This is a genomic window from Falsiroseomonas oleicola, assembly GCF_019029495.1.
Lineage (GTDB): Bacteria > Pseudomonadota > Alphaproteobacteria > Acetobacterales > Acetobacteraceae > Falsiroseomonas > Falsiroseomonas oleicola.
In genome coordinates this window covers 467,639-492,135 of record NZ_JAERQM010000001.1, presented here as the reverse complement: position 1 = coordinate 492,135, position 24,497 = coordinate 467,639, and the positions used below count along the sequence as shown (strand labels likewise).

The 24,497-nt window shown below is 71.2% G+C and carries 27 protein-coding genes; 11 read left to right on the top strand and 16 right to left on the bottom strand.

What is annotated here, in order from left to right:
* Window positions 1–3 precede the first annotated feature (3 nt).
* A complete protein-coding gene (phnD, locus tag JJQ90_RS02485) occupies window positions 4–999 on the bottom strand; it encodes a phosphate/phosphite/phosphonate ABC transporter substrate-binding protein (RefSeq protein ID WP_216872865.1) in 996 nt (331 codons plus the stop codon).
* A gap of 201 nt (window positions 1,000–1,200) precedes the next feature.
* Here phnD and JJQ90_RS02480 point away from each other — a divergent pair, with 201 nt between their 5' ends.
* The 5 genes from JJQ90_RS02480 (at window position 1,201) to JJQ90_RS02460 (ending at window position 4,475) form a co-directional block, all read left to right on the top strand.
* A complete protein-coding gene (locus JJQ90_RS02480; protein WP_216872864.1) occupies window positions 1,201–2,277 on the top strand; it encodes an AI-2E family transporter in 1,077 nt (358 codons plus the stop codon).
* Between the two features lie 105 nt (window positions 2,278–2,382).
* A complete protein-coding gene (locus tag JJQ90_RS02475) occupies window positions 2,383–2,844 on the top strand; it encodes a hypothetical protein (RefSeq protein WP_216872863.1) in 462 nt (153 codons plus the stop codon).
* A 38-nt stretch (window positions 2,845–2,882) separates the two neighbouring features.
* Complete coding sequence (locus JJQ90_RS02470) at window positions 2,883–3,071, top strand: CsbD family protein (protein ID WP_216872862.1); 189 nt, start codon at window positions 2,883–2,885, stop codon at window positions 3,069–3,071.
* Window positions 3,072–3,226: 155 nt separating this feature from the next.
* Entirely contained in the window at window positions 3,227–4,138 is a 912-nt protein-coding gene (locus tag JJQ90_RS02465) for a PRC-barrel domain-containing protein (protein ID WP_216872861.1), read from the top strand.
* Between the two features lie 34 nt (window positions 4,139–4,172).
* Window positions 4,173–4,475 carry a hypothetical protein gene (locus JJQ90_RS02460; protein ID WP_216872860.1) on the top strand — a complete coding sequence of 101 codons (303 nt, stop codon included), beginning with the start codon at window positions 4,173–4,175 and terminating at the stop codon, window positions 4,473–4,475.
* A 117-nt stretch (window positions 4,476–4,592) separates the two neighbouring features.
* Here the strand turns inward: JJQ90_RS02460 and JJQ90_RS02455 are convergent, their stop codons facing one another.
* Together JJQ90_RS02455 and JJQ90_RS02450 are read right to left on the bottom strand one after the other, a co-directional pair.
* On the bottom strand, window positions 4,593–5,822 hold the full coding sequence (locus JJQ90_RS02455; RefSeq protein ID WP_216872859.1) for a DUF1501 domain-containing protein: 1,230 nt from the start codon (window positions 5,820–5,822) through the stop codon (window positions 4,593–4,595).
* Entirely contained in the window at window positions 5,819–7,126 is a 1,308-nt protein-coding gene (locus JJQ90_RS02450) for a DUF1800 domain-containing protein (protein WP_216872858.1), read from the bottom strand. The genes JJQ90_RS02455 and JJQ90_RS02450 overlap by 4 nt, the downstream gene beginning before the upstream one ends.
* Window positions 7,127–7,256: 130 nt before the next feature.
* On the opposite strand from JJQ90_RS02450, the gene JJQ90_RS02445 reads away from it, so the two are divergent.
* Window positions 7,257–7,865 (top strand): HupE/UreJ family protein, encoded by a 609-nt coding sequence (locus JJQ90_RS02445; RefSeq protein ID WP_216872857.1) that lies wholly within the window; start codon window positions 7,257–7,259, stop codon window positions 7,863–7,865.
* Between the two features lies 1 nt (window position 7,866).
* Here JJQ90_RS02445 and JJQ90_RS02440 read toward each other — a convergent pair whose 3' ends face one another.
* From JJQ90_RS02440 to JJQ90_RS02420, 5 genes are all read right to left on the bottom strand, one after another.
* The gene (locus JJQ90_RS02440; protein WP_216872856.1) at window positions 7,867–8,136 is read right to left on the bottom strand and encodes a MoaD/ThiS family protein; all 270 of its coding nucleotides are present in this window, start codon (window positions 8,134–8,136) and stop codon (window positions 7,867–7,869) included.
* A complete protein-coding gene (locus tag JJQ90_RS02435; protein WP_216872855.1) occupies window positions 8,129–9,211 on the bottom strand; it encodes a WD40/YVTN/BNR-like repeat-containing protein in 1,083 nt (360 codons plus the stop codon). The genes JJQ90_RS02440 and JJQ90_RS02435 overlap by 8 nt, the downstream gene beginning before the upstream one ends.
* A 3-nt stretch (window positions 9,212–9,214) precedes the next feature.
* Complete coding sequence (locus JJQ90_RS02430; protein WP_230410307.1) at window positions 9,215–9,694, bottom strand: DUF1579 domain-containing protein; 480 nt, start codon at window positions 9,692–9,694, stop codon at window positions 9,215–9,217.
* A gap of 224 nt (window positions 9,695–9,918) precedes the next feature.
* Window positions 9,919–10,350 (bottom strand): SRPBCC family protein, encoded by a 432-nt coding sequence (locus JJQ90_RS02425; RefSeq protein WP_216872854.1) that lies wholly within the window; start codon window positions 10,348–10,350, stop codon window positions 9,919–9,921.
* Complete coding sequence (locus JJQ90_RS02420; RefSeq protein ID WP_216872853.1) at window positions 10,347–10,679, bottom strand: ArsR/SmtB family transcription factor; 333 nt, start codon at window positions 10,677–10,679, stop codon at window positions 10,347–10,349. The genes JJQ90_RS02425 and JJQ90_RS02420 overlap by 4 nt, the downstream gene beginning before the upstream one ends.
* A 125-nt stretch (window positions 10,680–10,804) precedes the next feature.
* Here JJQ90_RS02420 and JJQ90_RS02415 point away from each other — a divergent pair, with 125 nt between their 5' ends.
* On the top strand, window positions 10,805–11,611 hold the full coding sequence (locus tag JJQ90_RS02415) for an HpcH/HpaI aldolase family protein (protein ID WP_216872852.1): 807 nt from the start codon (window positions 10,805–10,807) through the stop codon (window positions 11,609–11,611).
* A gap of 103 nt (window positions 11,612–11,714) precedes the next feature.
* Here the strand turns inward: JJQ90_RS02415 and JJQ90_RS02410 are convergent, their stop codons facing one another.
* The 4 genes from JJQ90_RS02410 to JJQ90_RS02395 are packed head-to-tail and all read right to left on the bottom strand — an operon-like array spanning window position 11,715 to window position 14,623.
* Window positions 11,715–13,058, bottom strand: coding sequence for an energy transducer TonB (locus tag JJQ90_RS02410; RefSeq protein WP_216872851.1), 1,344 nt, complete (start codon window positions 13,056–13,058; stop codon window positions 11,715–11,717).
* A 5-nt stretch (window positions 13,059–13,063) separates the two neighbouring features.
* Window positions 13,064–13,483, bottom strand: a complete 420-nt coding sequence (locus tag JJQ90_RS02405) for an ExbD/TolR family protein (protein ID WP_216872850.1) — start codon at window positions 13,481–13,483, stop codon at window positions 13,064–13,066.
* Window positions 13,483–14,142: a MotA/TolQ/ExbB proton channel family protein gene (locus JJQ90_RS02400; RefSeq protein WP_216872849.1), complete on the bottom strand. Its 660-nt coding sequence runs from the start codon at window positions 14,140–14,142 to the stop codon at window positions 13,483–13,485. The genes JJQ90_RS02405 and JJQ90_RS02400 overlap by 1 nt, the downstream gene beginning before the upstream one ends.
* Window positions 14,143–14,155: 13 nt before the next feature.
* Window positions 14,156–14,623, bottom strand: a complete 468-nt coding sequence (locus JJQ90_RS02395; protein ID WP_216872848.1) for a Tat pathway signal protein — start codon at window positions 14,621–14,623, stop codon at window positions 14,156–14,158.
* A gap of 110 nt (window positions 14,624–14,733) precedes the next feature.
* Here JJQ90_RS02395 and JJQ90_RS02390 point away from each other — a divergent pair, with 110 nt between their 5' ends.
* Window positions 14,734–15,183 carry a hypothetical protein gene (locus JJQ90_RS02390; RefSeq protein WP_216872847.1) on the top strand — a complete coding sequence of 150 codons (450 nt, stop codon included), beginning with the start codon at window positions 14,734–14,736 and terminating at the stop codon, window positions 15,181–15,183.
* Window positions 15,184–15,254: 71 nt separating this feature from the next.
* A complete protein-coding gene (gene ilvD, locus JJQ90_RS02385) occupies window positions 15,255–17,111 on the top strand; it encodes a dihydroxy-acid dehydratase (protein ID WP_216872846.1) in 1,857 nt (618 codons plus the stop codon).
* A gap of 94 nt (window positions 17,112–17,205) precedes the next feature.
* Here ilvD and JJQ90_RS02380 read toward each other — a convergent pair whose 3' ends face one another.
* Window positions 17,206–17,421 carry a hypothetical protein gene (locus JJQ90_RS02380; protein ID WP_216872845.1) on the bottom strand — a complete coding sequence of 72 codons (216 nt, stop codon included), beginning with the start codon at window positions 17,419–17,421 and terminating at the stop codon, window positions 17,206–17,208.
* Between the two features lie 648 nt (window positions 17,422–18,069).
* Complete coding sequence (locus JJQ90_RS02375; protein WP_216872844.1) at window positions 18,070–18,276, bottom strand: cold-shock protein; 207 nt, start codon at window positions 18,274–18,276, stop codon at window positions 18,070–18,072.
* A 231-nt stretch (window positions 18,277–18,507) separates the two neighbouring features.
* Here JJQ90_RS02375 and JJQ90_RS02370 point away from each other — a divergent pair, with 231 nt between their 5' ends.
* Complete coding sequence (locus JJQ90_RS02370) at window positions 18,508–19,770, top strand: hypothetical protein (RefSeq protein WP_216872843.1); 1,263 nt, start codon at window positions 18,508–18,510, stop codon at window positions 19,768–19,770.
* Entirely contained in the window at window positions 19,767–20,879 is a 1,113-nt protein-coding gene (gene hisC / locus JJQ90_RS02365; protein ID WP_216872842.1) for a histidinol-phosphate transaminase, read from the top strand. Before JJQ90_RS02370 ends, hisC begins: the two co-directional genes overlap by 4 nt.
* 1 nt (window position 20,880) lies before the next feature.
* Here hisC and JJQ90_RS02360 read toward each other — a convergent pair whose 3' ends face one another.
* Entirely contained in the window at window positions 20,881–22,041 is a 1,161-nt protein-coding gene (locus JJQ90_RS02360) for an MFS transporter (RefSeq protein ID WP_216872841.1), read from the bottom strand.
* Window positions 22,042–22,171: 130 nt separating this feature from the next.
* Window positions 22,172–24,487, bottom strand: coding sequence for a 5-methyltetrahydropteroyltriglutamate--homocysteine S-methyltransferase (gene metE, locus JJQ90_RS02355; RefSeq protein WP_216872840.1), 2,316 nt, complete (start codon window positions 24,485–24,487; stop codon window positions 22,172–22,174).
* Window positions 24,488–24,497: the final 10 nt, after the last annotated feature.

The window sequence follows — 24,497 nt, the reverse complement described above, 5'->3', positions numbered from 1 at the left end:
GCTTCAGCGGCAGGTATAGGAGACTTCCATCGCCGTATCGATCTGCCGCACCACGTTCCAGTGTTCGCGATAGGTGATCGGGATGAACTTCTCGGCCGGCGGCTCGCTCTTCGCGAATTCGGCCTGCAGCGCGGTGCCGTCCCAGTTGAAGTTGAAGAAGGCGCCGCGGATGCGCTCCGCCAGGGCCGGGTTCAGGTTATGCGCATGGCCGTAGCCGGTCGTCGGGAAGGATTCGCTGCGGTAGATGTTGCGGATCTGGTCCGGGCGGACGACGTTGCGCGCCACCATGCGGGTCAGCACCGAATTGGCGATGGCGGCCGCATCGTAGTCGCGGTTGGCGACGCCCAGGATGGAATTGTCGTGGCGGCCGGAGAAGGCGGCGGTGAAGTCGCGGCCGGCGCGCATGTTGAACTGGCTGGCCAGCAGGGCGGAGGGCGCCTTGAAGCCGGAATTCGACGTCTCCGCCGTGAAGGCGATGGTCCGGCCGCGCAGATCCTCGATCCGCTGCGCGTTCGACGACGCCGGGACGATGATCTCCATCTCATAGCCGAAGGCGCCGTTGTTGCTCGCCATCATCGCGAACGGGACGAAGCCGGCGCAGTTGACGGCCAGCGGGTTCGACCCGGTGTTGAAGCCCGCGATGTGCAGGCGGCCGGCGCGCATCGCCTCGATCTGCGCGGCATTGGACTGCACAGCGAAGAACTGCACGCGCTTGCCGGTCTCCCGCGCCAGGTGGTCCATGAAGGGCTGCCAGACGGCGCGGTAGACGGCGGGGTCCTCGACCGGGGTATAGGCGAAGATCAGGGTCGAGGGGTCGGTCAACTCCCGCGCATTGGTCGGCGCATCGGCGACCAGGTCGCCATCACGGTCGCAATAGCGCGCATCCAGCGTGCCGCGCGGGCAATCCTGGGCGGCGGCGGGGGTGGGCTGGGCGACGAGCAGGCCGAGGGCGAAGGCCGGGGCGGTCAGCGCTCCGGTGGCGAAAAGGCGGCGCAGCATGGCAGTCACTCCCAAAAGGAACGGGCGGCTGCCTTCTATGGGACAGTCCGCTGCACTTCTATTTCAGAATTGTGAAGATTGCCGGCCTGTTATCCGTGCCGCAAGCGCAAATCACAGCCCGATCCGACGGTCCGCGTCATGTCGTGATGAAACCCTTCCGATCCCTCACCGCTTTGGAGAGCGCTTGCGGAGGGGCCTTGGATGTCGATGGAAGAGCTTGGGGAGAATGCGCCGGGCAAGGCGGGGGAGGTGGCCTTCCTGCGCCGTGTGCTGATCGTGGCGGCGGTCGTCGCGGTCGCCCTGCTGCTCTGGCAGGTGCGGGACGCGCTGTTGCTGACCTTCGCCGGCGTGGTGGTGGCGGCGCTGCTGCTGGCGGCGGCGGCGCCGCTGGAGCGGCTTCTGGGCCTGTCCCGAGGGCTGGCGCTGGGGCTGGTGGCATTGCTGATCCTGGCACTGCTCGGCCTGGTAGGCACGCTGGTGGGCAGCGAGATGGCGGCGCAGATCGGCCAGCTCATGGAACGGCTGCCGGCCGCCTTCGAGGCCGCCCGGCAGCGGCTGGAAGGTGTGGTGCCGCTGCCCGGCAGCGGCCGGGGCGATGCTGCCAGTGCTCTCGACAGCGCGACCCTGGGCACCCTGGCCGGGCATGCGGCGACGGCCGGCAGCATCCTGGTCAATGCGGCCTCCGCCCTGGTCGTGATGGTGGTGGGCGGCTATTTCCTGGCGGCCAATCCGGGGCTGTATCGTCGTGGGTTGGTCAAGTTGTTGCCGCGTGAGCGCCAGCCCCTGGCGGATGACGCATTGCTGGCGAGTGGCGATGCGCTGCGCCTGTGGCTTGGCGCGCAATTGATCTCCATGGTGATCGTCGGTGTCCTGTCCGGGGTGGGAAGCTGGCTGCTCGGCCTGCCTTCGCCGCTGGCGCTGGGGCTTTTCGCCGGGCTGGTCGGCTTCGTGCCGCTGATCGGCGCGGTGGTGGGGGCGGTGCCGCCGCTGTTGCTGGCCGCCGCCGCGGGCGGTGACACATTGCTGTGGACGGCGCTGGTGTTCCTGGCCATCCAGCAGCTGGAATCCAACATGATCATGCCGCTGGTGGAAAAGCGCATGGTCAGCATGCCGCCGGCGCTGCTGCTGTTCGCGGTGGTCGCGGTGGGGTTGCTGTTCGGCCTGCCCGGCGTGCTGCTGGCCGCGCCGATCACCGTGGTGGCCTTCGTGCTGGTGAAAAAGCTTTATGTCCGGGAGACGCTGGGCCAGCCGACCGAGGTGCCGGGCGAGGAAGACTGAATCCCGAAACTCCTTGTCCATGCGGAAGAGGATCGAACGGACCGGATCGTCGGGTGTTCTATCCCCAGCCAAGGCAAGACGGCTGCGACCAGGGAGGTGAAGATCATGCGAAACATATTGAGCGGCACCTGCCTGGCCGCGACGTTGTTCCTCGGGGCGCCCGTCTGGGCGCAGACCCCCGCCACGCCGGCTCCGCCGACCGATGCGAGTCGGATGGACGAGCCGCTGATCGCCACCTTGCTCGGCGCGCGCGGCTACACGGATATCGCCGATGTGACGGAGGAGGGCGAAATCCTCCGCATCGGCACGGCACGCCGCTTCGGCGAGCGCGTCGAGAATCTGCGCGTCGTGGCGCGCACCGGAGAGGTGGCCGATGAGGCGCCCTTGACCCCCGGCCAGGTTCGCCACCTGCTGGAGGAGCGTGGCTATTCCGACGTCGATGGACTTACGCGGGAGGGTGATCGCCTGGTCGTCCTGGCGCGGCAGAATGAGCACCAGTGGCGCCTGCAGCTCGATGCCCAGCGCGGTACCGTGCTGCAACAACAGGCGCATGACGTCTCGCCCTGATCCGTCGACGAGAACCCACCAACACAGGAGATGACGATATGCCCGACAAGGATCGTATCGAAGGTATCGGCAAGCAGGCCAAGGGCGCCGTGAAGGACGCCACGGGCAAGGTGACCGGCGACCAGGCCTTGCAGGCCGAGGGCAAGGCGGACAAGGCCGAGGGCAAGGTCCAGAACGCCGTCGGTGGCGCCAAGGACAAGGCGCGCGACACGCTCGACCGTAGCTGACCTTTCGGCACGCCGACCGGTCAGCGGCTGGTCGGCGTGACGCAATGGGGCCTCGGCCCCCGGTGCCGGCAGAGGCAGGCACCCCACAGAAAGCGCGCCTGCGACCTCCGCCTTCTCGGCGGGTGGGCAGGCGCGCCCCATAAAAGGACATGACCATGCAGACCAACCGGACGAACCGCCCGAACCTGCTGGCCACCACTGCCACCGTTGCCGCCCTGGCCTTGATGTTTGCGGGCGGCGCGCAGGCGCAAACCGCGCCAGCCACCCCGTCCCCGATGGCGCAGCCGGGCCAGACAACACAGCCGCAGGCCGGCCAGACTCGCGAAGCGCGTCCCCAGGCCACATCCACCGAGATGCAGCAGGCGACGCAGGAACTGCGTGTGGCCCGCCAGCAGATCGGCGACGCTTCCGAGGATGTGTCACCGCAGGCGCTGGCGCGCGCGCGCCAGGCCGTCGAGCGGCTCAGCCGTGCCCAGGCCGGCACCCAGGCCGGCCCGAATGCCACCACATCCAGCCACGGCCTTCAGCAACAGGTGACGCAGGCACGCCAGACGTTGCGGAACGATGATGTGCCGGCCCAGGAGGCTCGCCGCGCCATCGACCGGGTTCTGGCGGCGGTTCCTTCCACGGCCCGGGACGCCAACGCCCGTGAGACTGGCACTGGCGCCAGCGCCATGCCGGCCCCGGCACAGTCGGGCGGCAGCCAGCCGCAGACCGCGGCGGCGCGCAGCCCCGCTGCCGGTATGGAGCTGAGCCGCGTGTCCAACGTCGTCGGCACCAACGTCATTGGCCGCGAGGGCCGCGACGCGGGTGAGATCGAGAACCTGCTGATCGACGGCAGCGGCCAGGTGCGTGCCGCGGTGATCGAATGGGGCGGCTTCTTCGGCCTCGGCGCACGCCGCGCCGTGGTGCCGATGGATCAGCTCACGCTCGGTGGCGAGGATGACCGCGTGCGCATGGATCTGACGCGCGAGCAACTGGAGCAACTGCCGCGCTACGATGCGGATCGCCTTGAGGAATACGGCCGCACCGGCGGCTGGGGCGATGGCACCCGCACCCTGCGGTAAGCCGGACGCCCTGTTCAGATAAGGAGGAAACGAGATGAGGATCGCAGCCCTGCTGCCCGCTTTGGCGGTGACACTGTCCCTGGGCGTCGCCGCCTGTGACGACACGGACAGCGCCTCGGCACCGACCGAGACCCGCACCGGCCAGTCGGGCGCCACCACGCCGGCCGATTCCGGCACCACCGGCGTGACCGGCAGCGCCGGGCGCAGCGTTCCCGGGGCCAGCGGCACGGCGCCGATCGGTGGAACCTCGCCCGCTTTGGCACCGGCCGGCGACATGCCGACCGGGACTGACGCCATGCCGCAGCCTGGTGCCGGTGGCGGCGCCGCCCGGCCCTGATCCTGATCTCTGTTTGAAAGCGTGAGTCAGCCCTTCAGTGCCTTCGCACCTGCGGCCAGCACGCTTCATCGGACCGCCGCGAAGCATCAGGCCGGGCGCAAGCCCGGCCTGATTGCGTCAGGCCCGCAGCAGCCCGGCCTCGGCGGCGATCTCGCCACTGTCCGGGAAGGCGGCGTCCACCGCACCCGCCGGCAGGCGCAGATGGTCCCGCAGCAGGGCCTTGGCCAGCGCCCGCAGGTCGCGGGTCGGTTGCAGGTCGCGGTTCTCGAACAGCGAATCGCGCTTGAGCCCCGGCCAGTTCGCCAGCACCCGCCCGCCGCGCACCGCGCCACCGGCCAGGAAGGCCGCACCGCCGGTGCCGTGATCGGTGCCGAGATTGCCATTGGCCCGCGCGGTGCGGCCGAATTCGGTGATGGCCAGCACCGCCGTCTTCGACCAGGCCTCGCCGAGTTGCCCGCGCAGCGCGGCGATGCCGCGATCGAGCTGCGTCAGAACCGGCTCCATCCGCCCGGCCTGGCCGGCATGGGTGTCCCAGCCGCCCAGTTCGAGTGCCGCGACGCGCGGCCCGTCCCGCTGGGCCAGCATCCGTCCCGCGGCCGAGGCGAGCCGCATGAAGCCGCCCTGGTTGGCCAGCGGCGCGCCGGCGGATAGCGCCCCGGCGGCATAGCCGCGGCCGCGCATCCCCTCCGTCACCGCCGGGCCGATGGTCTCATCCGCATGCAGCAGTTCGGCCATGCGGGCATAGAGGTCGGGTTCCGGCCGCGTCGCGCGCGGCGGCGCCCACATGCCGACCGGCGCCTCGCCGCGCATCAGCAGCGGCAGGTCCAGGCCGAGCGCCAGGCCGGTGCGGGCGGGCTGGCCGGCGGATTCCGGCATATGGGTCAGCGCCCGGTTCAGCCAGCCGGATTCCAGCCGCTGCAGACCGCCACCCTCCATCAGGTCCTGACCATCGAAATGGCTGCGGGTGCGATAGGGGCCGGCAATGGCATGGATGGGCAGCAACTGTCCCTCGCCATACAGCCCATGCAGCGAGGTGAGCTTCGGGTGCAGGCCGAACATGCCGCCGAGATCCAGCGCGCCGCCTTCCTTGCCCGGCTCCGGCATCGCCAGCGCACCACGCAATTCGGCGTAATCCGGGTCGCCATAGGGTATCACGGCGTGCAGCCCATCCATGGCGCCGCGCAGGAGAATAACGACCAGGCGGCGATCGGCGATCTGGGCGGGACCGGTGGTATCGGCGACGGCGAGCCGTGCCTGGCCGACGGCGGCCAGCGCGGTCAGCCCCAGCAGGAAGCCTCGCCGGCCCAGGCCTGGAAGATGGGGGTGGGGCAGGTGGGTCCGGGTCATCGGCGTTGCATCTCCGGGCTGGCGAAGACGAGGGTGATGGCGTCCCGCGTGCTTCCGGCGCGGCTGACGGCTGTGCGGGTTTCCTCCCGCGCCAAGGGGCCAAGCGCCACCTCCAGCACCTGGCGCGGGTCGCGCCGGGCGAAGCGGCCGGCGGTTTCATAGGCGAGGTCGAGCCGCTGCATCATCGGCTCCGGCGCCGCCCAGCCGGCCGCGGTATCCGGCCAGCCATTCGGCTGCGGCGCGTTCCACAGCGGCTGGCCCAGCGCGCTCATCGCGCCCAGCACCGGGCCGGGATCGGTGCCGCCGGCGGCGCGGTGCAGCGCCACCATGTAGTCGAGCGGCGCGCGCAGCTTGGTCAGCGGCGGCCCCCAGGCCTCCGGCAGCCGCACCAGGGCGCGGGAGGCCGCGCCGAGGTCGCCCTGCGTTTCCCGCAGCACGCCTTCGATACGCGCCACGGCCGCGGGCGGCGGTGTATCGGCCACGAAATGCCGGACCAGCCGCTGGGCGAGGAAGCGATAGGTGGCCGGATGGGTGCCGAGGTCGCGCAGCGCTGCCTCATAGGCCTCCGGGCCTTCGGGATAGCGCTTGCCGAGCAGGGTCTTCTCGCCGGGCTCGTGATTGCCGGGGCGGAACAGGGTGTCGAAGGGCGCGCGCAGGCGCTCCACGCCCCAGCCGGTCATGATCCGGGCGAATTCGGTGACGTCCGCCTGGGTATAGCCGCTGGCGGGCGCCACGCTGTGCAGTTCCAGGATCTCGCGCGCCAGATTCTCGTTCAGCCCGCGACCGCTGCGCTTGCCGAAATTGCTGTTCGGCCCGACCGAGGCGGTCTGGTCCAGATAGTAGAGCATGGCCGGCGACTTGGAGACGGCGACCAGCATGTCGACGAAGCGGCCTGTGACATGCGGGCGCAGGGCGTCCCGCAGATACATCGAAAAGCCGGTGGTCACGCCGAAGCCGCCGCGCTCGGCCACGGTGAAGTGGTTGAGCCAGAAGTTGGTCAGCCGGTCATGGAAGGGGGCGTCGCTGGTCAGCAGGTGGCGCACCCAGGCCTGCTGCTCGGCGCGGAACAGCGCCGTCACCGGGCTCATCTGCCCGGGCGGTGGCGGGCTCGCATCATGGGCGACCCAGGCGCGATAGCCTTCCTCCAGCGCCGGCGGCGTGTCACGGCCGGGGGGCGGGGCGAGCGGCAGGCCGGGGCCGCGCGTCTGGGCGTCGAGCCAGGCCAGCGGGTCATCCGGCAGGGGGGATTCGGGGCGCGGGCCGGTGCCGAAGCGGACCGCCGCGATCTGTTGGCGTATGTCCATGATCGGATCACACGCCTGAATTGTGGCCAAACCGGGCCAGTGCGGGCGACGGTGAGGTGACAGCCGCGTGAGGGTTTGCGTCGGCGCCCGGCTGCCGCATCCTGTGGTGAACATCTGTCGGAGACGCCGCATGAGCCTCGCCCTTCGCCGCCTTGCCGCCACGGCTGGCCTGCTGCTGCTCGCCAGCCCGGCGCTGGCGCATCACCCGATGGACGGTGCCGTGCCCGCGACACTGTGGCAGGGTCTGGCCTCCGGCATCGGCCATCCGGTGATCGGGCCGGACCATCTGGCCTTCCTGATGGCCGTGGGGCTGGTGGCCGGGCTGGCGGGCTGGGGCCTGGCGCGGCCGCTGCTGTTCGTCCTTGCCTCCCTGCTCGGGGTGGCGAGCGGTTGGATGGGGCTGGCGCTGCCGGCGGCGGAATGGATCGTGGCGGCCAGCGTGATCGTCCTGGGCGCGCTGCTGCTGGCGCGGGCGACCCTGCCGGCGGGCGGCTGGATGGCGTTGCTGGCGGTGGCCGGGCTGGCGCATGGCCAGGCCTATGCGGAGGCGGTGATCGGCGCGGAGGCCTCGCCCGTCTTCGCCTATCTGCTCGGCCTCGGCCTGGTACAGGGCGCGCTGGTCGCGGGCGTGGCGCTGCTGGCCCGGCGCGTGCCGGCGCTGACCACCGGGGCGGTGCCGCGCCTGGCCGGCCTGGCGGTGCTGCTGGTCGGCGTCTTCGCCGTCACCGCGCAGTTCTGAATCAGCCGCCGCTGATCGCTGTCATCACCAGCACCTCCGCCCCCGGGCGCAGCGGCGTGGCGAGGCCCGCCACCTCCCCATCCACGAAGATGCGCAGGTGGCGGCGGATGGCGGGTGTTGAATCGCAGATCCGGTCGCGCATCCCCGGCCAGCGCTGATCCAGCGCCAGCACCGCCTGGGCGACGGAGGCCGCCTCCACCTCCAACCGCCTTGGCGCGCCGGGGAACAGCCGCGCCAGGGAGGCCGGCAGTTCCACCTGCACCTCAGCCATCCAGCACCAGCGTCTCGACCGAACTGATGGTCGGCAGGTGGCGGGCGATGCAGCGGAAGTTCTCGCCCTCATCGGCGCTGGCATAGAGCTCCCCGCCGCTGGTGCCGAAATAGACGCCGGCGCGGTCCAGCCTGTCGGTCGCCATGGCCTGGCGCAGCACGCCGAAGAAGGCGTTCTGCTGCGGCAGGCCTTCCCGAAGGGCCTGCCAGGTGTCGCCACCGTCGCGTGTGCGCCAGACGGCGGCCTGGGCATCGGGCACGAAGCGCCCGGCCTGGTCGCCATTCAGCGGCAGCAGGTACAGCGTGCCGGGATCGCGCGGATGCGTCGCAGCGGGGAAGCCGAAGGTGGAGGGCAGGCCGGCCTCGATGCTGGTCCAGCTCTGGCCGCCATTCTCGCTGCGGTACATGCCGCAATGGTTCTGCTGGTACAGCAGCTCCGGCTGGCCGGGCGCCATCACCAGGCAATGCACGCATTGGCCGTGTTCGGGGTAGCGCTGATCTTCCGGCGCATAATCCGCACGCGTGCCACGGTTGCGCGGCGCCCAGCTCGCCCCGCCATCCGCCGTGTGGAAGATGCCCCCGGCGGAGATCGCCACCCAGAGCTGCGCCGGATCGGTCGGATGCGGCAGCAGCCCATGCAGGATCAGCCCGCCACCCCCCGGTTGCCATTCGGCGCGGGAGGGATGGTCGCGCAGCCCGCGCAGCTGTTCGAAGCTCTGGCCACCATCGGCGCTGCGGAACAGCCCGGCCGGCTCCACCCCCGCATGCAGCACGCCATGCGCCAGGGCCAGGCTCCAGACCGACTTGATCGGCGTCTCCCCGGCCTCATAGGCGAGGCCGGCGCTGGAATGCGTCCAGCTTGCGCCGAGATCGTCGGAGGTCCAGACGGCCGGCCCGAACCATTCATTGCCGCCGCCGGCGAAGATGCGGCCGGTGGCGGGGTCCGCGATCACATGGTTGATCGGCCAGGTGTCGCAGAAGGGGCCGCGCAGCGTCCAATCCTGGCGCGCCGCGTCGGATTCGAGCAGGAAGGCACCCTTCTTGGTGCCGACCAGCAGCAGGATGCGCTGCGCCATGGCTCAGCCCACCCGCCGGTAGCGCGCGGTCATCACATGCTGCCACTGCCCATCGGCGCCCTGCATCCGGGAGGACAGGGTGCGGCGGTCCAGCCCCTGCATCTCGACACTGTCCTGGTACAGTGCGATGCGGCCGGGCGTGCCGTGGTCCGGCCCGTGGCTGTCCAGCACCAGAACCTGGCCCTCCAGCGCCCCGTCATAGAGCCACATCATGGTCATCATCGAGCCGATGAAGCTGCCGGTGAAGCGGCCCTTGGCCACGTCGTAGCCGAGGGTGATGATGGTGTGGCCGGTGCCGCCGCCGGGCATCTCGCTCTCACCCTCGCCGATCACCCAGAACTCCCCGAGCGCGCGGACCTTTTCCCGCCCGCGCATGGTGATGGGCGCCTGGCCGGGGGCCATCACGCATTCCGCCTCGCTGGTCCATTCGCCGAGCAGGCGTTGCAGCCAGCGATGCTGTTCGGTGGGCTTGTCGTCCATCATGGATTTGTTTTCCCTCTTTGCAGACCCTCAGACGCCGGGCGCGCGCTCCGCGCGCTTGGCTTCGCCGCATTGGCGGCGGCGGCCGTTCGGCCGCTCGGCCGGCGAAAGTGCCGGCCGCATGTCGAACCTTCAGACGCCAGGCGCGCGCGCCGTGTGCTTGGCTTCGTGGCATTGGCGGCGGCCATTCGGCCGCCGGTTGGAAAGTTCGCAGTTAGGCGCAGGCGTCAGTCGAACATCGCCAGCAGCCGCTCCATCGATTCGGTCCAGCCGCGACGGTGGCGCGTGGCGGTGTCGGAATCGGCGAAGCGGTCATGGGTCAGGGTGATCTCGGTGCCATCCTCCAGTGGGCGGAAGCGCACGGTCACGCGGCTTTCGCGTTCCGGCGTGCTGGCCCAGGCCCAGGTGAAGGCGATCTCGCGCTCCGGCTCCATCGCCAGGTAGCGGCCGCCGATCTCGTGGCGTTCGCCATTGTCCTCGCGCAGGCGGATGCGGAAACGGCCATCGACGCGCGGGTCGATCTCGGCCGATTCCACGCTGGTGTGGTGCGGGCCGAACCACTGGGCCAGCATCTCCGCCTCCGTCCAGGCGGCGAAGACGCGCGCCGGCGGCGCCCTGATGCGGCGGACCAGGGTCAGGCTGGGGACGGTGACATTCATCCCTTCGTCTCCAGCGCCGCGGCCAGCCGGTCGAGGCTCTCGGTCCAGAAGCGCTGGTAGCGGGCGAGCCATCCCATCGCATCCTCCATCGGGCCCGCGGTCAGCCGGCAGCCGACGCGGCGGCCGACCTTCTGGCGGGCGATCAACCCGGCCTTCTCCAGCACATCCAGATGCTTCATCACCGCCGGCAGCGACATGGCCAGGGGGGCGGCCAATTCGCTGACCGACAGCTCCTCCTCCGCATCCAGCCGCTCGATCAGGGCGCGGCGGGTGGGGTCGGAGAGGGCGGCGAAGACCCGGTCGAGGTCCGGCGGGGGGCTGTGCATCATATGGTTAACCATAGGGTTTATTGTTAGCGAGGCCGGCGCCTGCTGGCAAGCCTTTTGCGATCACGCTGGCGGGATGGATTTTTGAACGGCGCCATGCGGGAGTGCCGACAAAGAGGGAGGGCTCCATGACCAGCGTCCAGAACCCGGTGCGCCGCAAATTGCTGCAGGGCGAGGCCGCCTTCGGCGTCATGGCCTTCGAATTCTTCACCCCCGGCCTGGCCCCGACCCTGGCCGCCGCCGGCGCCGAATTCGTGCTGCTGGACATGGAGCATTCGGGCCTGGGGATCGAGGGGGTGAAGGACCAATGCGCCTATGCCCGCGCCGCCGGCATCGTGCCCATGGTCCGCTTACCGGCGCCGCAGCCCGCTTTGGCGCCGCCGCTGCTGGATGCCGGGGCGCTCGGCATCATGATGCCGCTGGTCGAAAGCGCGGCGCAGGCGCGGGACCTGGTGGCCGCCTGCCGCTACCGGCCGCAGGGGCGGCGCGGCCTGGCCTTCTCGCTGGCGCATGACGGCTATGGCGGCGGCGATCCGGCGGCGAAGATGGCGGCGGCGAACGAGGCGGTGCTGACCATCGCTTTGGTCGAGAGCGCGGCCGGCGTGGCGCAGGCGGCGGAGATCGCGGCGGTGCCGGGGCTCGACATGCTCTGGCTCGGCCATTTCGACCTGTCGGACAGCCTCGGCATCCCGGGTGCCTTCGGCGATCCGCGCTACCGCGCGTCGGCCGAGGCGCTGCGGCAGGCGGCGCAGGCGGCGGGCAAGCCATTGGGATGGGTGGGCGGCGATGGCGCCCAGGCCGCCGCCGCGCTGGCCGCCGGCTTTCGCGGCATCTGCATCGGGCATGAGGTGGTGGTGCTGCGGGAGGCCCTGGCCAGCGCCTTCGCCATGGCGCGGCGGCCGGGCGCGGGGCGGGAGGCGCCCGGCCTGCCATAAGCGCGCTTGGCGCCCGCCGCAGGCGGGCGAGCGGCCGAAGGGCCGCCGCGACAAGTGTCGCGCAGCCCAGCGGCCGGAGGCCGCGCCGGCGCCTGAGGCCAGATTACCTTATCGAAAAGCCGATCGGTGCCAGCACGATGGCCTGGGCATCCGGAAAATCCGCCGGCAGGCGCGGCAGGGGGGAGACGCGGCGCAGCAGCGCCATCGCTTCCTGGTCCAGCAGCGCCGATCCGGTGCCGCGCACCATCTGCACCGCCTGCACCGAGCCATCGCGGGCGATGACGAAGCGCAGCGTCGCCGTGCCCACGATGCCCTGTTCCCGCGCGCTGGGCGGGTAGCGCAGGTTGCGTTGCAGGATGCGGACCAGTGCGGCGGCATAGGCCGGCGGCAATTGCCGCGCGCCGGAGGCCTCGCCCGGCATGGCCGAGGGCGCGCCCTGGCCACCGCCGCCCGCGGCCGGGCCGGCGGCTGTGGCCGGGCCGGCGCCGCTGCCGGGGCCCGGCTGTGCCGCGCCCGGACCCGGCCCGCTCTGCGCCACAGCTGCGGAGCGGGAGGCGGCGGCGGGCGCGGGGGATGGAGCCGGACGCGCGGCGGGGCGTGGCGCCGGGCGGGGCGCCGGACGCGCGACCTGCACCGGCTCCGGCGGCGGCGGTGCCTGTGGCGGCGGCATGGGAATCGCCTCGGCCACCTGCTCCGGCGGCGGCTCGCTGGCCTGAAGCGGGGGCGGCGGAGGCGGGGGCGGCAGGGTGGCGAGCTGCGCCGGGGGCTCCGGCGGCGGCGGCTCCGCGGTCTGCACGGGGGGCGGCGGCGGTGCGGTGATGGGCTCCGGCGCAGTCGCGGTCATGGCAGCCGGTGGGGGAGGCGCCGCCAGCGTGGCATCCGGCACCGGCTGCAAGGACTCGGGCGGGGCCAGCGCGGCCAGGGGTGGCGGCTCGGCGGCGGTCGGCGGCAGATCCGCCGCCGCGCGCGGCAAGGCGCGCGGCGGGGGCGGTGCCGCGGCCAGAAGCTCCGGCGGGCGCTGCTGCGTCAGGGCGGGGGGCGGCGGGATCGGTGCGGCCTGAGGCGGCGGCGGCGAGACCGGTGGCGGCGGGACGGCATTGACCAAGGGCGGCGGTGGCGGCGCCAGCCTATCCGGCGGCGCGGCGGCCAGGGGCGCGGGCGGCACGGCCTGGCTGTCCGGCGGCGGCGGCGCGGCCAGCGCATCGGGAGTCGCGGCGGCGGCCTCCAGCGGCGTCGCCTCGGTCGCGGCCAAATCATCGGGCTGCGCGGCGGAAATCGGCCCGCCGCCACCACCCGCGAGACCACCGGAAATTCCGACCATCATGCCGCCGCCACCGCCCGCCAGCATCGGCGGCGCGGCAGGGCGCATCATCACCGCGGCGAGGCCGAGATGCAGCGCCAGCGCCACGGCCCAGGCGCCGGGATGAACATGGCGGGAGTCACGCATCGCGATCAGGGCGCGGCCTCGCCGATCAGGGAGGCGCGGCCGAAGCCGGCGGCGGCCAGGGCGGCGAGCACGCGCATCACCTCGCCATAGGCCTGGCCGCGATCGGCGCGCAGGAACACCGGGCGGTCCGGCGCCTCGGCGGCCATGGGCTGGAGGGTGGCGACCAGCGTCGCCGGGTCGGTCTGCCTTTCCTCGATGAAGACCCGGCCCTCGCGGTCCAGCGTCACCACCAGGGGCTCCGACACCTGCGCCACCGGCGCCTGGGCGGCGCGGGGCAGGTCCACCGGCACGCCGGAGATCATCATCGGCGCCGCCACCATGAAGACGATCAGCAGCACCAGCATGACGTCGACGAAGGGGGTGACGTTGATCTCGGACAGCATGCCGTCCTCCTCCCCGTCACTGTCATCCAGGTTGAAGGCCATTACTCGGCGGCCAGCCGGGTGCGGCTGGCGCCGGCGAGGCCCAGGCGCCGGGCCAGCCTTTCCCCGGCCCCGGTTGCGGCGCCGCGCGCCTCGCCCAGCATGGCCGAGAGGCGGTTATAGGCGAGCGCTGCCGGAATCGCGGCGACCAGCCCGAGGGCGGTCGCGAACAGCGCCTCCGCGATGCCCGGGGCGACGGCGGAAAGACTGGTATTGCCGCTGCGGGCGATGGCGGTGAAGGCGTTCATGATGCCCCAGACCGTGCCGAACAGGCCGATGAAGGGCGCGGTGGAGGCGATGCTGGCCAGCACCGGCAGGCCGGCCTTGGCGCGGGCGGTGCGTTCCGTCACGGCCAGGCGGGCGGCGCTGGCGATGTAGTGGCGGCGGTCGGCGGGCGATTCGCCCATCACCTCCCGCGCCGCCTGTTCGGCGGCGACCAGCACCTCGGCCCAGGCATTGTCGTGGGCGGGGGGGGAGCCATCCTCGGCGAAGCGGCGCAGGGCGCGCGCATCCTGCGCCAGCCGGCGGAAACGCAGCGCGCGGTCCAGCGCCATGGCCCAGACGCCGATGGAGGCGAGCACCAGCATCAGCATCACCGACCGCACCACCCAGTCGGCGGCGAGGAAAAGGCCGAGCGGCGAAAGATCGTGCGCGGTTTCCATGGCGGTAAGGTCCTTAAAGCCCGAAGCGGATGCCGGCGCGGGAGGAGGGGCGGATGCGGTCGGCACAATCCGCCACCTCCGCGCCACCGATGCGGCAGGCCAGCACCTCGTTCACCAGCAGGCGGCTGATGCGGTCGCAGGCCAGGCCGGCCAGGTCGAACAGCCGCACCGCGGTGCGGCCGGCGCCGATCGGGGCGAGTTCCACCGCCGCCCGGCGCGCGATCTGCCCATCCGCGCCGAACACCACCAGGTCCAGCCGCAGCGCGGCGATGGCGGCGGCTTCCGGCGCGTCGTTGGACAGCATCATCCAGATGCGGCAGCCCTCGGTGGGTGCGGTCACCGGCTCCAGCCGATTCAGCTCCAGCGGCAGCGCCGGTTGCGCCGCGACCGGCGCGGCAAAGCCCAGGCTGAGCGCCAGCAGCAGAAGGCCCCAGCCGGCACGGCGGCGGCGGGGCAAGGCGGACGGCAACGCGATGGCCATTGGCAGGTCCCTCTATCCGGACCCTCCTTCGCATATGTGAGAATGACTCGCAATCACACTTCCCCGCGCGGCCACCCTGCGGCATAGCTGCGTGCCGAGGAGAAGCGGCGATGCCCGATGGAATGCGCCCCCAGGGACTGTATCCGGTGCGGGCGCTGGCGCCGGCGGAGTTGCGCGTGCTGGCGGTGCTGCGGGCCTGGATGGCGGCGCATCGCGCGCCGGCGCGGCGCCATCCGGACTGGCAGGCGATGCTGGTCTGCGCGGGATTCCGGCCTTCGGGCACGCTCGGCTTCGGATTGCTGATGTCAGTGCTGACCCGCGATGCCGGACGGGTGCTGGATGTGCGCGGCTGTGCCGGGGCGGAGCTGGGGCGGGACGAGGCGATGCTGCTCGACCTGCTGGCGGCGCTGCAACGGGGCGATGCGCTGTCGGCCCTGGGCGGTCTGGCCGAATGGCTGGCGCCGGAGGAACTGCCCGCCGCGCTGCGTGGCGCCCGGGCCTTTGCCCATCAGGCCACCGCCGCCGGCCTGCATCTGGCCCCTGGATCACGAAGCGGCTAGAACGCCCGGCCGGGTCGCGGCGTGATCGAAGCGGCGCCCGGCGAGGAACCGCAAGCCAGGACCGCCGAGCCATGCCCCAATATCGCAGCCGCACCACCACCCATGGCCGCAACATGGCCGGCGCCCGTGGCCTCTGGCGCGCCACCGGCATGAAGGATGGCGATTTCGGCAAGCCCATCATCGCCGTCGTCAACAGCTTTACCCAGTTCGTCCCCGGGCATGTCCACCTCAAGGACCTTGGCCAGTTGGTGGCGCGGGAGATTGAGGCGGCGGGCGGTGTCGCCAAGGAATTCAACACCATCGCGGTGGATGACGGCATCGCCATGGGGCATGACGGCATGCTCTACAGCCTGCCGTCCCGCGACCTGATCGCCGACAGCGTTGAATACATGGTCAATGCCCATTGCGCCGATGCGATGGTCTGCATCTCCAACTGCGACAAGATCACGCCCGGCATGCTGATGGCGACCATGCGCCTCAACATCCCGACCGTCTTCGTCTCCGGCGGGCCGATGGAAGCGGGCAAGGTGGTGCATCGCGGCCAGAAGCGCAGCGTCGACCTGATCGATGCGATGATCGCGGCCGCCGATTCCAGCGTGACGGACGAGGAAGTCGCGGTCATCGAGCGTTCCGCCTGCCCGACCTGCGGGTCCTGCTCCGGCATGTTCACCGCCAATTCCATGAACTGCCTGACGGAGGCGCTGGGCCTGGCGCTGCCCGGCAATGGCACGGTGGTCGCCACCCATGCCGACCGCAAGCGGCTGTTCCTGGAGGCCGGGCGGCGCATCGTCGAGATCACCCGCCGCCATTACGAGACCGAGGATTTCAGCGTGCTGCCGCGCAATGTCGCGACCCGCACGGCCTTCGAGAATGCGATGACGCTGGACATCGCCATGGGCGGTTCCACCAACACCGTGCTGCATCTGCTGGCCGCGGCGCATGAGGGTGGCGTCGACTTCACCATGACCGACATCGACCGGCTGTCCCGCCGCGTGCCGGTGCTGTGCAAGGTCGCGCCCTCCGTCGCCAATGTGCATGTCGAGGATGTGCATCGCGCCGGCGGCATCATGGGCATCCTCGGCGAGCTCGACCGCGCCGGGCTGATCGATACCTCCGTCAGCCGCGTGGATGCGCCGACGCTGGCGGAGGCGCTGCAGCAGTGGGATGTGAAGCAGACCGCCGATGACAGCGTGCTGGAATTCTTCAAGGCGGCGCCCGGCGGCATCCCGACGCAGGTGGCCTTCAGCCAGGCCGCGCGGTGGGAGGAACTGGACACCGACCGCGCCGGCGGCGTGATCCGTGCCAAGGACTCGGCCTTCTCCGCCGATGGCGGCCTCGCCGTGCTGGCGGGCAACATCGCCGTCGACGGCTGCATCGTGAAGACCGCTGGCGTCGATGCCTCGATCCTGAAGTTCACCGGCCCGGCCAAGGTCTTCGAGAGCCAGGATGCGGCGGTGGATGGCATCCTGGGCGGCAAGGTCGTGGCCGGCGATGTCGTGGTGGTGCGTTATGAGGGGCCGCGCGGCGGGCCGGGGATGCAGGAGATGCTGTATCCGACGAGCTATCTGAAGTCGAAGGGCCTGGGGAAGGTCTGCGCCCTGGTCACCGATGGCCGCTTCTCCGGCGGGTCCTCTGGCCTGTCGATCGGCCATCTCTCGCCGGAAGCGGCGGAAGGCGGGCCGATCGGGCTGGTGGAGGATGGCGACATCATCGAGATCGACATCCCCAGCCGCAGCATCAACCTGAAGGTGGACGATGCGGTGATGGCCACGCGGCGCGCGGCGATGGAAGCGAAGGGGGAGGCGGCCTGGCAGCCGGCGAGCCCGCGCAAGCGCCAGGTCTCGACCGCGCTGCGCGCCTATGCCGCCATGGCGACCAGCGCCGCGCGGGGCGCCGTGCGGGATCTGGCGGCGCTGAAGCGGCGGTAGAAACAAGATCGGCGGCGGATGGATCCGCCGCCGATGACGATTGATGGCGCGTGATTCAGACCTTCGGTGCCTTCGCACCTGCGGCCATCACGCTTCAGCCGAAGACCGAACTGGCGCCCTGGCGCATCTGGCTTTCGCGGATGATCCGCTCATGCCCATCGCGCGAATTCTTCACCCGGTATTCGCGGTCCTGCGCGTCGTTCGGCAATTGCCGCACGACGGTATAGGCGCCGGAAGGGGCGGAGCCGTCGAAGCGGCCCGGCGCGAATTCGATGCGCTGGCCCACATTGTAGCGATGCTGCGGCGGCATGCGGCGATCCTCGCGGGTCGGGTCTGGCCCTGATGGGCCGGATGGCCGGCAGCCCGCGCGCCGCGCCGTCCTGAGGCATTTTCAGCTCCGCTGGACGCAGCGGAGAGCCAGGAAAATGCGGCGTGCCTTAGTGGCCCGCCAGTGGACTCTCATACCAGCGGCCCTATCGCGTGACCGCTCTGGGCTACCCTCAAACGCCGGGCGGAAACCTCCGGTTTCCTTGGCTTCGCCGCATAAGCGGCGGCGCCCATTCGGGCGCTCGGACCGGTCAAGAGACCGGCCCGCTGGTATTATCCGATCAGGTCAAGGACGATGCGACGGATTTCGTCGCGCGTCAGGCTCGACATCATCGGGGTCTGAAAGGTCTGGCCGTCCGGCTGGGCCGGAGGAAGGGACCCGCTGTCATGGGCGAGCGGGGTCGAAAGGCGGTCGTAGGAGTTGTGCACTGTGTCCTTTGGGCAGTCCCCGGCGGCTTGGCCGTGCTGCGGATGCTGGGTCTTATGCGGGGCGCCGCGGCGCCGCGCGAAGGATCGCCGCCGCTGATGTGCGGCGATGGATCGTGGTGAAGTCCGCCAGTCGCCCGGCGCCTTCACCATTTCGGCCCTTGCGGGCCGTCAGCAGGGGCGGGCTAACCCGCCCCGACTGAAATCAGGCGCGCTTCAGGTTGCCGGCAGAGGTCTTGCCCTGCTGGCCCTGCTGGAGGTCATACTCCAGGCGATCACCTTCACGCGGCTCCTGGAGGCCGGAACGCTGCACATCGGAGATGTGCAGGAACACGTCCTTGGAGCCGTCTTCCGGCTGGATGAAGCCGTAGCCCTTGGTCGCGTTGAACCACTTGACGGTGCCTGTCGGCATGACGAAATCCGCTTCGTAACAAAAGGCCGCTCCGCGAGATTGCACAGCGGATCAGTCTTTGAGGGGAAACGGACACCAGGCTCGGCGCTCGATCGAGCAGGGAGAGCAGGCCGAACCAAACAAGGCTGACCGGACCTATATGCACCTGCGATGTCCGATCTGCAACCTGAATCGGGAATTTGCGCGATTTCCTGTGTCCTGCATGATGGGATCGCATGGAGAACCCATCTGGTGACAAGCGAGGATGACGCGCCGCGACTGACCCTTCCGCCCGGCGTGCGCTTCGCTGCGGTGGGCGCGGAATTCATTCGTGGCATCGCTGCCGCGACAGGTATCGAGGCGCGCCTGGCCGAACGAATGGCGCTGATCGCGGAGGAAGTGCTGGCAGCCAGCCCAGCAACCGCCGTGGCCGTGACCCTCGCGCTGCGCGACAGGCGACATGCGGTGCGGCTGGATGTGGTCTTCGCCTCGGCGGAGCTGGATCTTGCCGGGCTCGACCAGTCGCGTGACCGGGACGTGGAGGATGCGGCGGGCGTCGGGCTGTATCTGGCGGCGCGGCTGGCGGACCATCTGACGACGGAACCGGCGGGGCGGGGCGGGCTGCGGCTCGGCTTCGACCTGGCGCGGGCCTATCCCGCCCGCGCGGTGCCGGCGCCGCCCGACGGGCTGGGAATGCCGGTTGGCACGCCGGTCGATCCGGATGATGCGACGCTGGCACTGCTGGTGGACTGGGCGGAGGCCAAGGGGGCGGGCGGCCCCGCCTTCCGCACCGCCGCGAGGGTGTTGGACCAGCGGGCGGCTGGCGATCTTTTCGCGCGGGTGGCGCTGGATGCGCGGCGGCGCCCGGTGGGCGGGCTGTTCTGGCAGCCCTTTGGCCGCCGCCTGATGGCGCTGGCGGGTCCGGCGCTGCTGCTGCCGGAAGGCCCCGCCCGGAAGGCCCTGGTGGAGGCGCTGCTGGACTCGGCGCTGGCCGGGCTGGTGCGCGGCACGGTGCAGGGGCTGGTGGTGCTGGAGGCGGCGCCCGGCATGAAACGCGCGGATTTCGAGGTGGTGGGACATCTGCCGGATGCCCAGGGCGGCCATCCGGTGCTGTTCCGCGCGCTGGAGGAGGATCCGGGCGGCATCACCTGGGTGGCGCCGGAACTGCGCGACTGGGTGGCCGGCATGGTGCGCCGCCTGGCCCTCGGCCGGGATATCGAGGCGTCGCCACCGCCCGCCCGCGCCAGCGGCGCCGCCATGGCGGCGGAAACCGACCGCGCCGCCGGCCGCGTGACACTGCGGCCATTGCTGGCGGCGGCGGATGCGGCGGAGGTGGCCGAAGCCAATGTCGCGCTGTTCCGCGGCCAGGGTTTTTCGCAGATGCGGGCCCTGCTGGACCTGGGGCGGCCGGAGCATGCCGGCTTCGCACAGGGGCTGTTGCGCGCCGGCCTGGCGCCCGCCGCGCTGATTCCGGACGCGGCGGGCGACCTGCTGCTGCTGGCCGCGACGGCATGAACGGTTTCGCGCTGGACCGGCTGGTGCCGGCGCATGTCCGCGCCTTCGAGGCCTATGTGCCCAGCCCGCCGGATGATGTGCTGCGGCGGCGCTTCGGCATCGCGCATCTGCACCGGCTGAACAACAACGAGAACCCGCTCGGCCCGCCCGCCGCCTGTCGGGAGATCCTGGCACGCTGGGACCCGCGCGATGCGGCGCTCTATCCGCAGGGCGATGGCTGGCATCTGCGCCGGGCGCTGGCCGCGCGCTTCGGGCTGGATGCGGAGCAGGTGATCCTCGGCAATGGCGCCAATGAGGTGATTGCTTTCGTCATCAAGGCTTTCTGCGAGCCGGGCGACAATATCGTCACGGCCGACCGCACCTTCGCGGTCTATGAATGGCTGGCGAGCTTTTCCGGCGTCGCGCCGCGGCTGGTGCCGCTGCGCGACGATGGCTTCGACGATGCGGCGCTGCTGCGGGCGATCGATGCGCGCACCCGCCTGCTGTTCCTGTGCAACCCGAACAACCCCACCGGAAGCTGGTGGGACCATGCGCGGCTGGCGCGTTTCCTGGATGCGGTGGATGGGCGCTGCATCGTGGTGGCGGACGAGGCCTATGCCGAATTCGCCGAGGACCCGGATTTCCCCGACAGCTTCGCGCTGATGGCGCGGCATCCGAACCTGGTCGTGTTCCGCACCTTCTCCAAGATGTGGGGCCTGGCGGGTTTGCGCATCGGCTGGATGGCGGCGGCGCCGGAGGTGGCGGCGACGGTGCGCAAGACCAGCATCAGCTACAGCGTGAACCTGCTGGCGCTGGAGGCGGCACGGGCCGCGGTGTGGGATGTGGAGCATATCGCGGCGACGCGTGCCCATGTCGGCGCGGCGCGGGCACGGCTGGGGGCGCTGGCCGGGCGGCTGGGGCTGAAGATGGTGGGCGCCATCGGCAATTTCGCCATGCTGCATCTGCCGGTCGCGGATACGGTGGTGCATCGGCGGCTGATGGCGCGCGGCGTGATGGCGCGCGCCATGACCAGTTTTCGCTATCCGGGCTGGCTGCGCGTGTCCTTCGGCAGCGACGAAGCGATGGAGGCGTTTGCCGGGGCGCTGGAAGTGGTGCTGGCCGAGGCGTGAACTACCTCGGCAGCCGCAGCAGAACTGCGGCGGCGGGTGCGAGGCAGAGTGCCGCCATGGCGAAGGCCCCCGCATAGCCGGTGACGCCGACCACGAGCCCACCCAGCAGCGGGCCGAGCAGATAGCCGAGCTGCAGGGTCATCATCATCAGGTTCAGATTGCCGCTGCGCTGGGCCGCCGGCGAATGGCGGTGCATCAGCGCGTTCAGCAGCGGCAGCGCCGCGCCGAAGCCGAAGCCCACCAGCAGGGCCACCGGCAGCAGCAGGATCGCCGGCAATGGCAGCGCCAGCAGCGCCATGGCCAGTGCGACCAGCACCAGCCCGGCGGCGGCCAGGCGTCGCTGGTCCACCCGGTCGAAGGCCCCGCCGGCCAGCAGGCGCAAGGCCATGATGGCGGCGGTCTGCAGGCCGAAGAACAGGCCGATGAAGGCGCCGCCGCCCAGTTCCAGCGCGCGTGGCTTCAGCAGGCTGAACAGCAGGGCATGGGCCAGGAAGGCCGCCGTGTTCACCGCCAGCAGCAGCAGCACCGGGCCGACCGCCCGGCCCACCGGGGGTGCCTCGCCGGGCATTGGCACCGGGGGCCTGCGGCGCGCGATCCAGATGGCCAGCAGCAGGGCCGGCGCCTGCACCAGCGCCATGGCGGCATATTGCGCCGCCGCGTCGCCGCCGAAATGCGGCAGCGTCGTCTCCAGCAAGGGGGGCAGCAGCGCGAAGGGCAGCAGGTCCGCCACGCCGAACAGGGCATAGGCCTCCCCGGCCCTGGTCACCGGCACCATGGCGACGAAGGCGGAGACGATGCCGACCAGGGTCAGCACGAAACCGAACCCGTGCAGCAGCCGCAGCGCCAGGATCTGCGGGAAGCCCTGCACCACCATGTAGAGCGGCAGCGCCAGCAGAGTCACCGCGAAGCCGGCGACGATGCAGCGCCCGGCCTTGGCAGGCGGCGTGCGGACGGCCAGGGGCGGGATCAGCACCAGCGCCACCAAGGTGAAGGTGGCGATGGCGATGCCCGCCTGTCCTGGGCCGAGCCCCCGGCCGCGCAGCCAGGGCTCCAGCCCGTAGAAGGCGGCGAGGTTGGCGAAGCCCAGCAGGGTCAGCACCAGCATGCCGACGAAGCCGGAGGTCCAGAGCCGGGGCCGCGGGTCGTCCTGCAGCCCGATCAATGCGAATCCCCCATCCGTCACCATGCACAACATGGCGGCAGGTGGCGGCGGGCGCCATGGGGCACGTTTCGGTCGCCTGCCTATCCGCGCCCTCCGCGGCGAGGTGCCGCGAGGGGCGCGGGCAGGGGCCCTACACCAGCTCGGCGCGCAGTATGCGGGCGGCGGCCACCAGATGGGCCATGGCCGGCTTCACCTCCGCCCAGCCGCGCGTCTTGCAGCCGCAATCGGGGTTCACCCAGAGCCGTTCGGCCGGAATGCGCTGTGCCGCGCGGCGCAGCAGCCCCACCATCTCCTCCGTGTCCGGCACGCGCGGGCTGTGGATGTCCCAGACCCCCGGGCCGATCTCGTTCGGATAGGCGAAGCCCTCGAAGGCGCCGAGCAGCTCCATGTCGCTGCGCGCCGTCTCGATCGAGATCACATCGGCATCCATCGCGGCGATCTCGGCGATGATATCGTTGAACTCGCTGTAGCACATATGCGTGTGGATCTGGGTTGCGTCCCCGACCACGGCGGCAGACAGACGAAAACATTCCACCGCCCAGCGCAGATAGTCGGCGCGATCGGTCTGGCGCAGCGGCAGGCCTTCGCGGATCGCCGGCTCGTCGATCTGGATGATGGCAATGCCGGCCTTCTCCAGGTCCGCGACCTCGTCGCGGATGGCCAGGGCGATCTGGCGGCAGACGGTCTCGCGCGGCAGGTCGTCGCGGACGAAGGACCAGTTCAGCATGGTCACCGGCCCGGTCAGCATGCCCTTCATCGGCCGCGTCGTCAGCGACTGCGCGAAGGCGGACCAGCGCACCGTCATCGGGGCGGGGCGGGAGACGTCACCCCAGATGATCGGCGGCGCGACGCAGCGGCTGCCATAGCTCTGCACCCAGCCATGCCTGGTGAAGGCATAGCCGGCGAGCTGTTCGCCGAAATACTTCACCATGTCGTTGCGCTCGAACTCGCCATGGACGGGGACATCGACGCCGATCTCCTCCTGCCAGCGCACCGTCTCCTCCGTCAGCCGTTCCATCGCGGCGTCATGTGCGGCCTGGGTGGTTTCGCCCCGGGCGAGGCTGGCGCGCAGGGCACGCACCTCGGCGGTCTGGGGGAAGCTGCCGATGCTGGTCACCGGCAGCTTCGGCAGGCCGAGCCTTTCGTGCTGCGCCGTGGCGCGCTGGGGATAGGGGCTGTGGCGCCGGGCCATCTCCGGCGTCACCGCCGCCATCCGCGCGGCCACCGCCGGGTCCTGCGCCCGCGCATCGGCGCGGCGTTCGGCGATGGCGGCGTCGGAGGCCTTGAGCGCCGTGGCGATCGCGTCCTCGCCCTCATCCAGCCCGCGCGCCAATGTGGTGATTTCCACCAGCTTCTCATTGGCGAAGGCCAGCCGCCGGGCGAGTGCCGGGTCCAGCGCCGTCTCCAGCTTCAGGCTATGCGGCACATGCAGCAGGGAGCAGGAGGGGGCGACCATCAGCCGCCTGCCGCGCCCGGCGGCGGCGGCGCGCTGGGCGAGGCCGAGGGCACGGCGCAGGTCGCTGCGCCAGACATTGCGACCATCGACCAGGCCAAGCGACAGCCAGCGATCAGCGGGCAGGGCGTCCAGCACCGCATCGAGCTGTTCGGGCGCGCGCATCAGGTCGATGTGCAGGCCGGAGACCGGCAGGGCCGCGACGAAGGGCAGGTTCTCCCGCAGCGCGCCGAAATAGGTGGCGACCAAAGTGTCGAGGCCCGGGGCGGCCTCGGCCAAGGCGCGATAGGCGGTGGTGTAGGCGACCTCGGCGCCGGCGGGCAGGTCGGTGACCAGGCAGGGCTCGTCGATCTGCACCCAGGTGGCGCCGGCCTCGGCGATGCCGCGCAGGATCTCGGCATAGACCGGCAGCAGGGCCGGCAGAAGCTCCAGCGGCCGAACCCCATCCTCTGCCTTGGCCAGCAGCAGGAAGGAAACCGGGCCGAGCAGCACCGGGCGGCTGCGCAGGCCGAGCGCCAGGCCTTCCCGCACCGCTTCCGCCCATCGGTTATGGGTGAGCTGGAAGCGGGTGGCGGCGGTCAGGCGCGGGACCAGGTAGTGGTAGTTGGTGTCGAACCACTTGGTCATTTCCAGCGCCACCGCACCGGAGCGGATGCCGGCCGCCTGTTCCGCCGCGCTGCCACGGGCGCCGCGTGCCAGGGCGAAATAGGTGGCGAGCGAGACGGGCCCCTCGCCGGACCAGCCATAGCCTTCGGGGATCACGCCGAGGGCGCAGGCGGTGTCCAGCACATGGTCATACAGGGTGAAATCGGCGCTGGGGATGTGGTTGATGCCGCTGCCCTGCTGCAGGGCGCGGCTGCCGGCGCGCAGCGCCTCGGCGGTGGCGCGCAGATCGGCCTCGGTGGTCTTGCCGGCCCAGAAGGATTCCAGGGCGGATTTCAGCTCCCGACGCGGGCCGATGCGCGGATAGCCGAGATTGGCGGCGATGGTCATCGCAAATGTC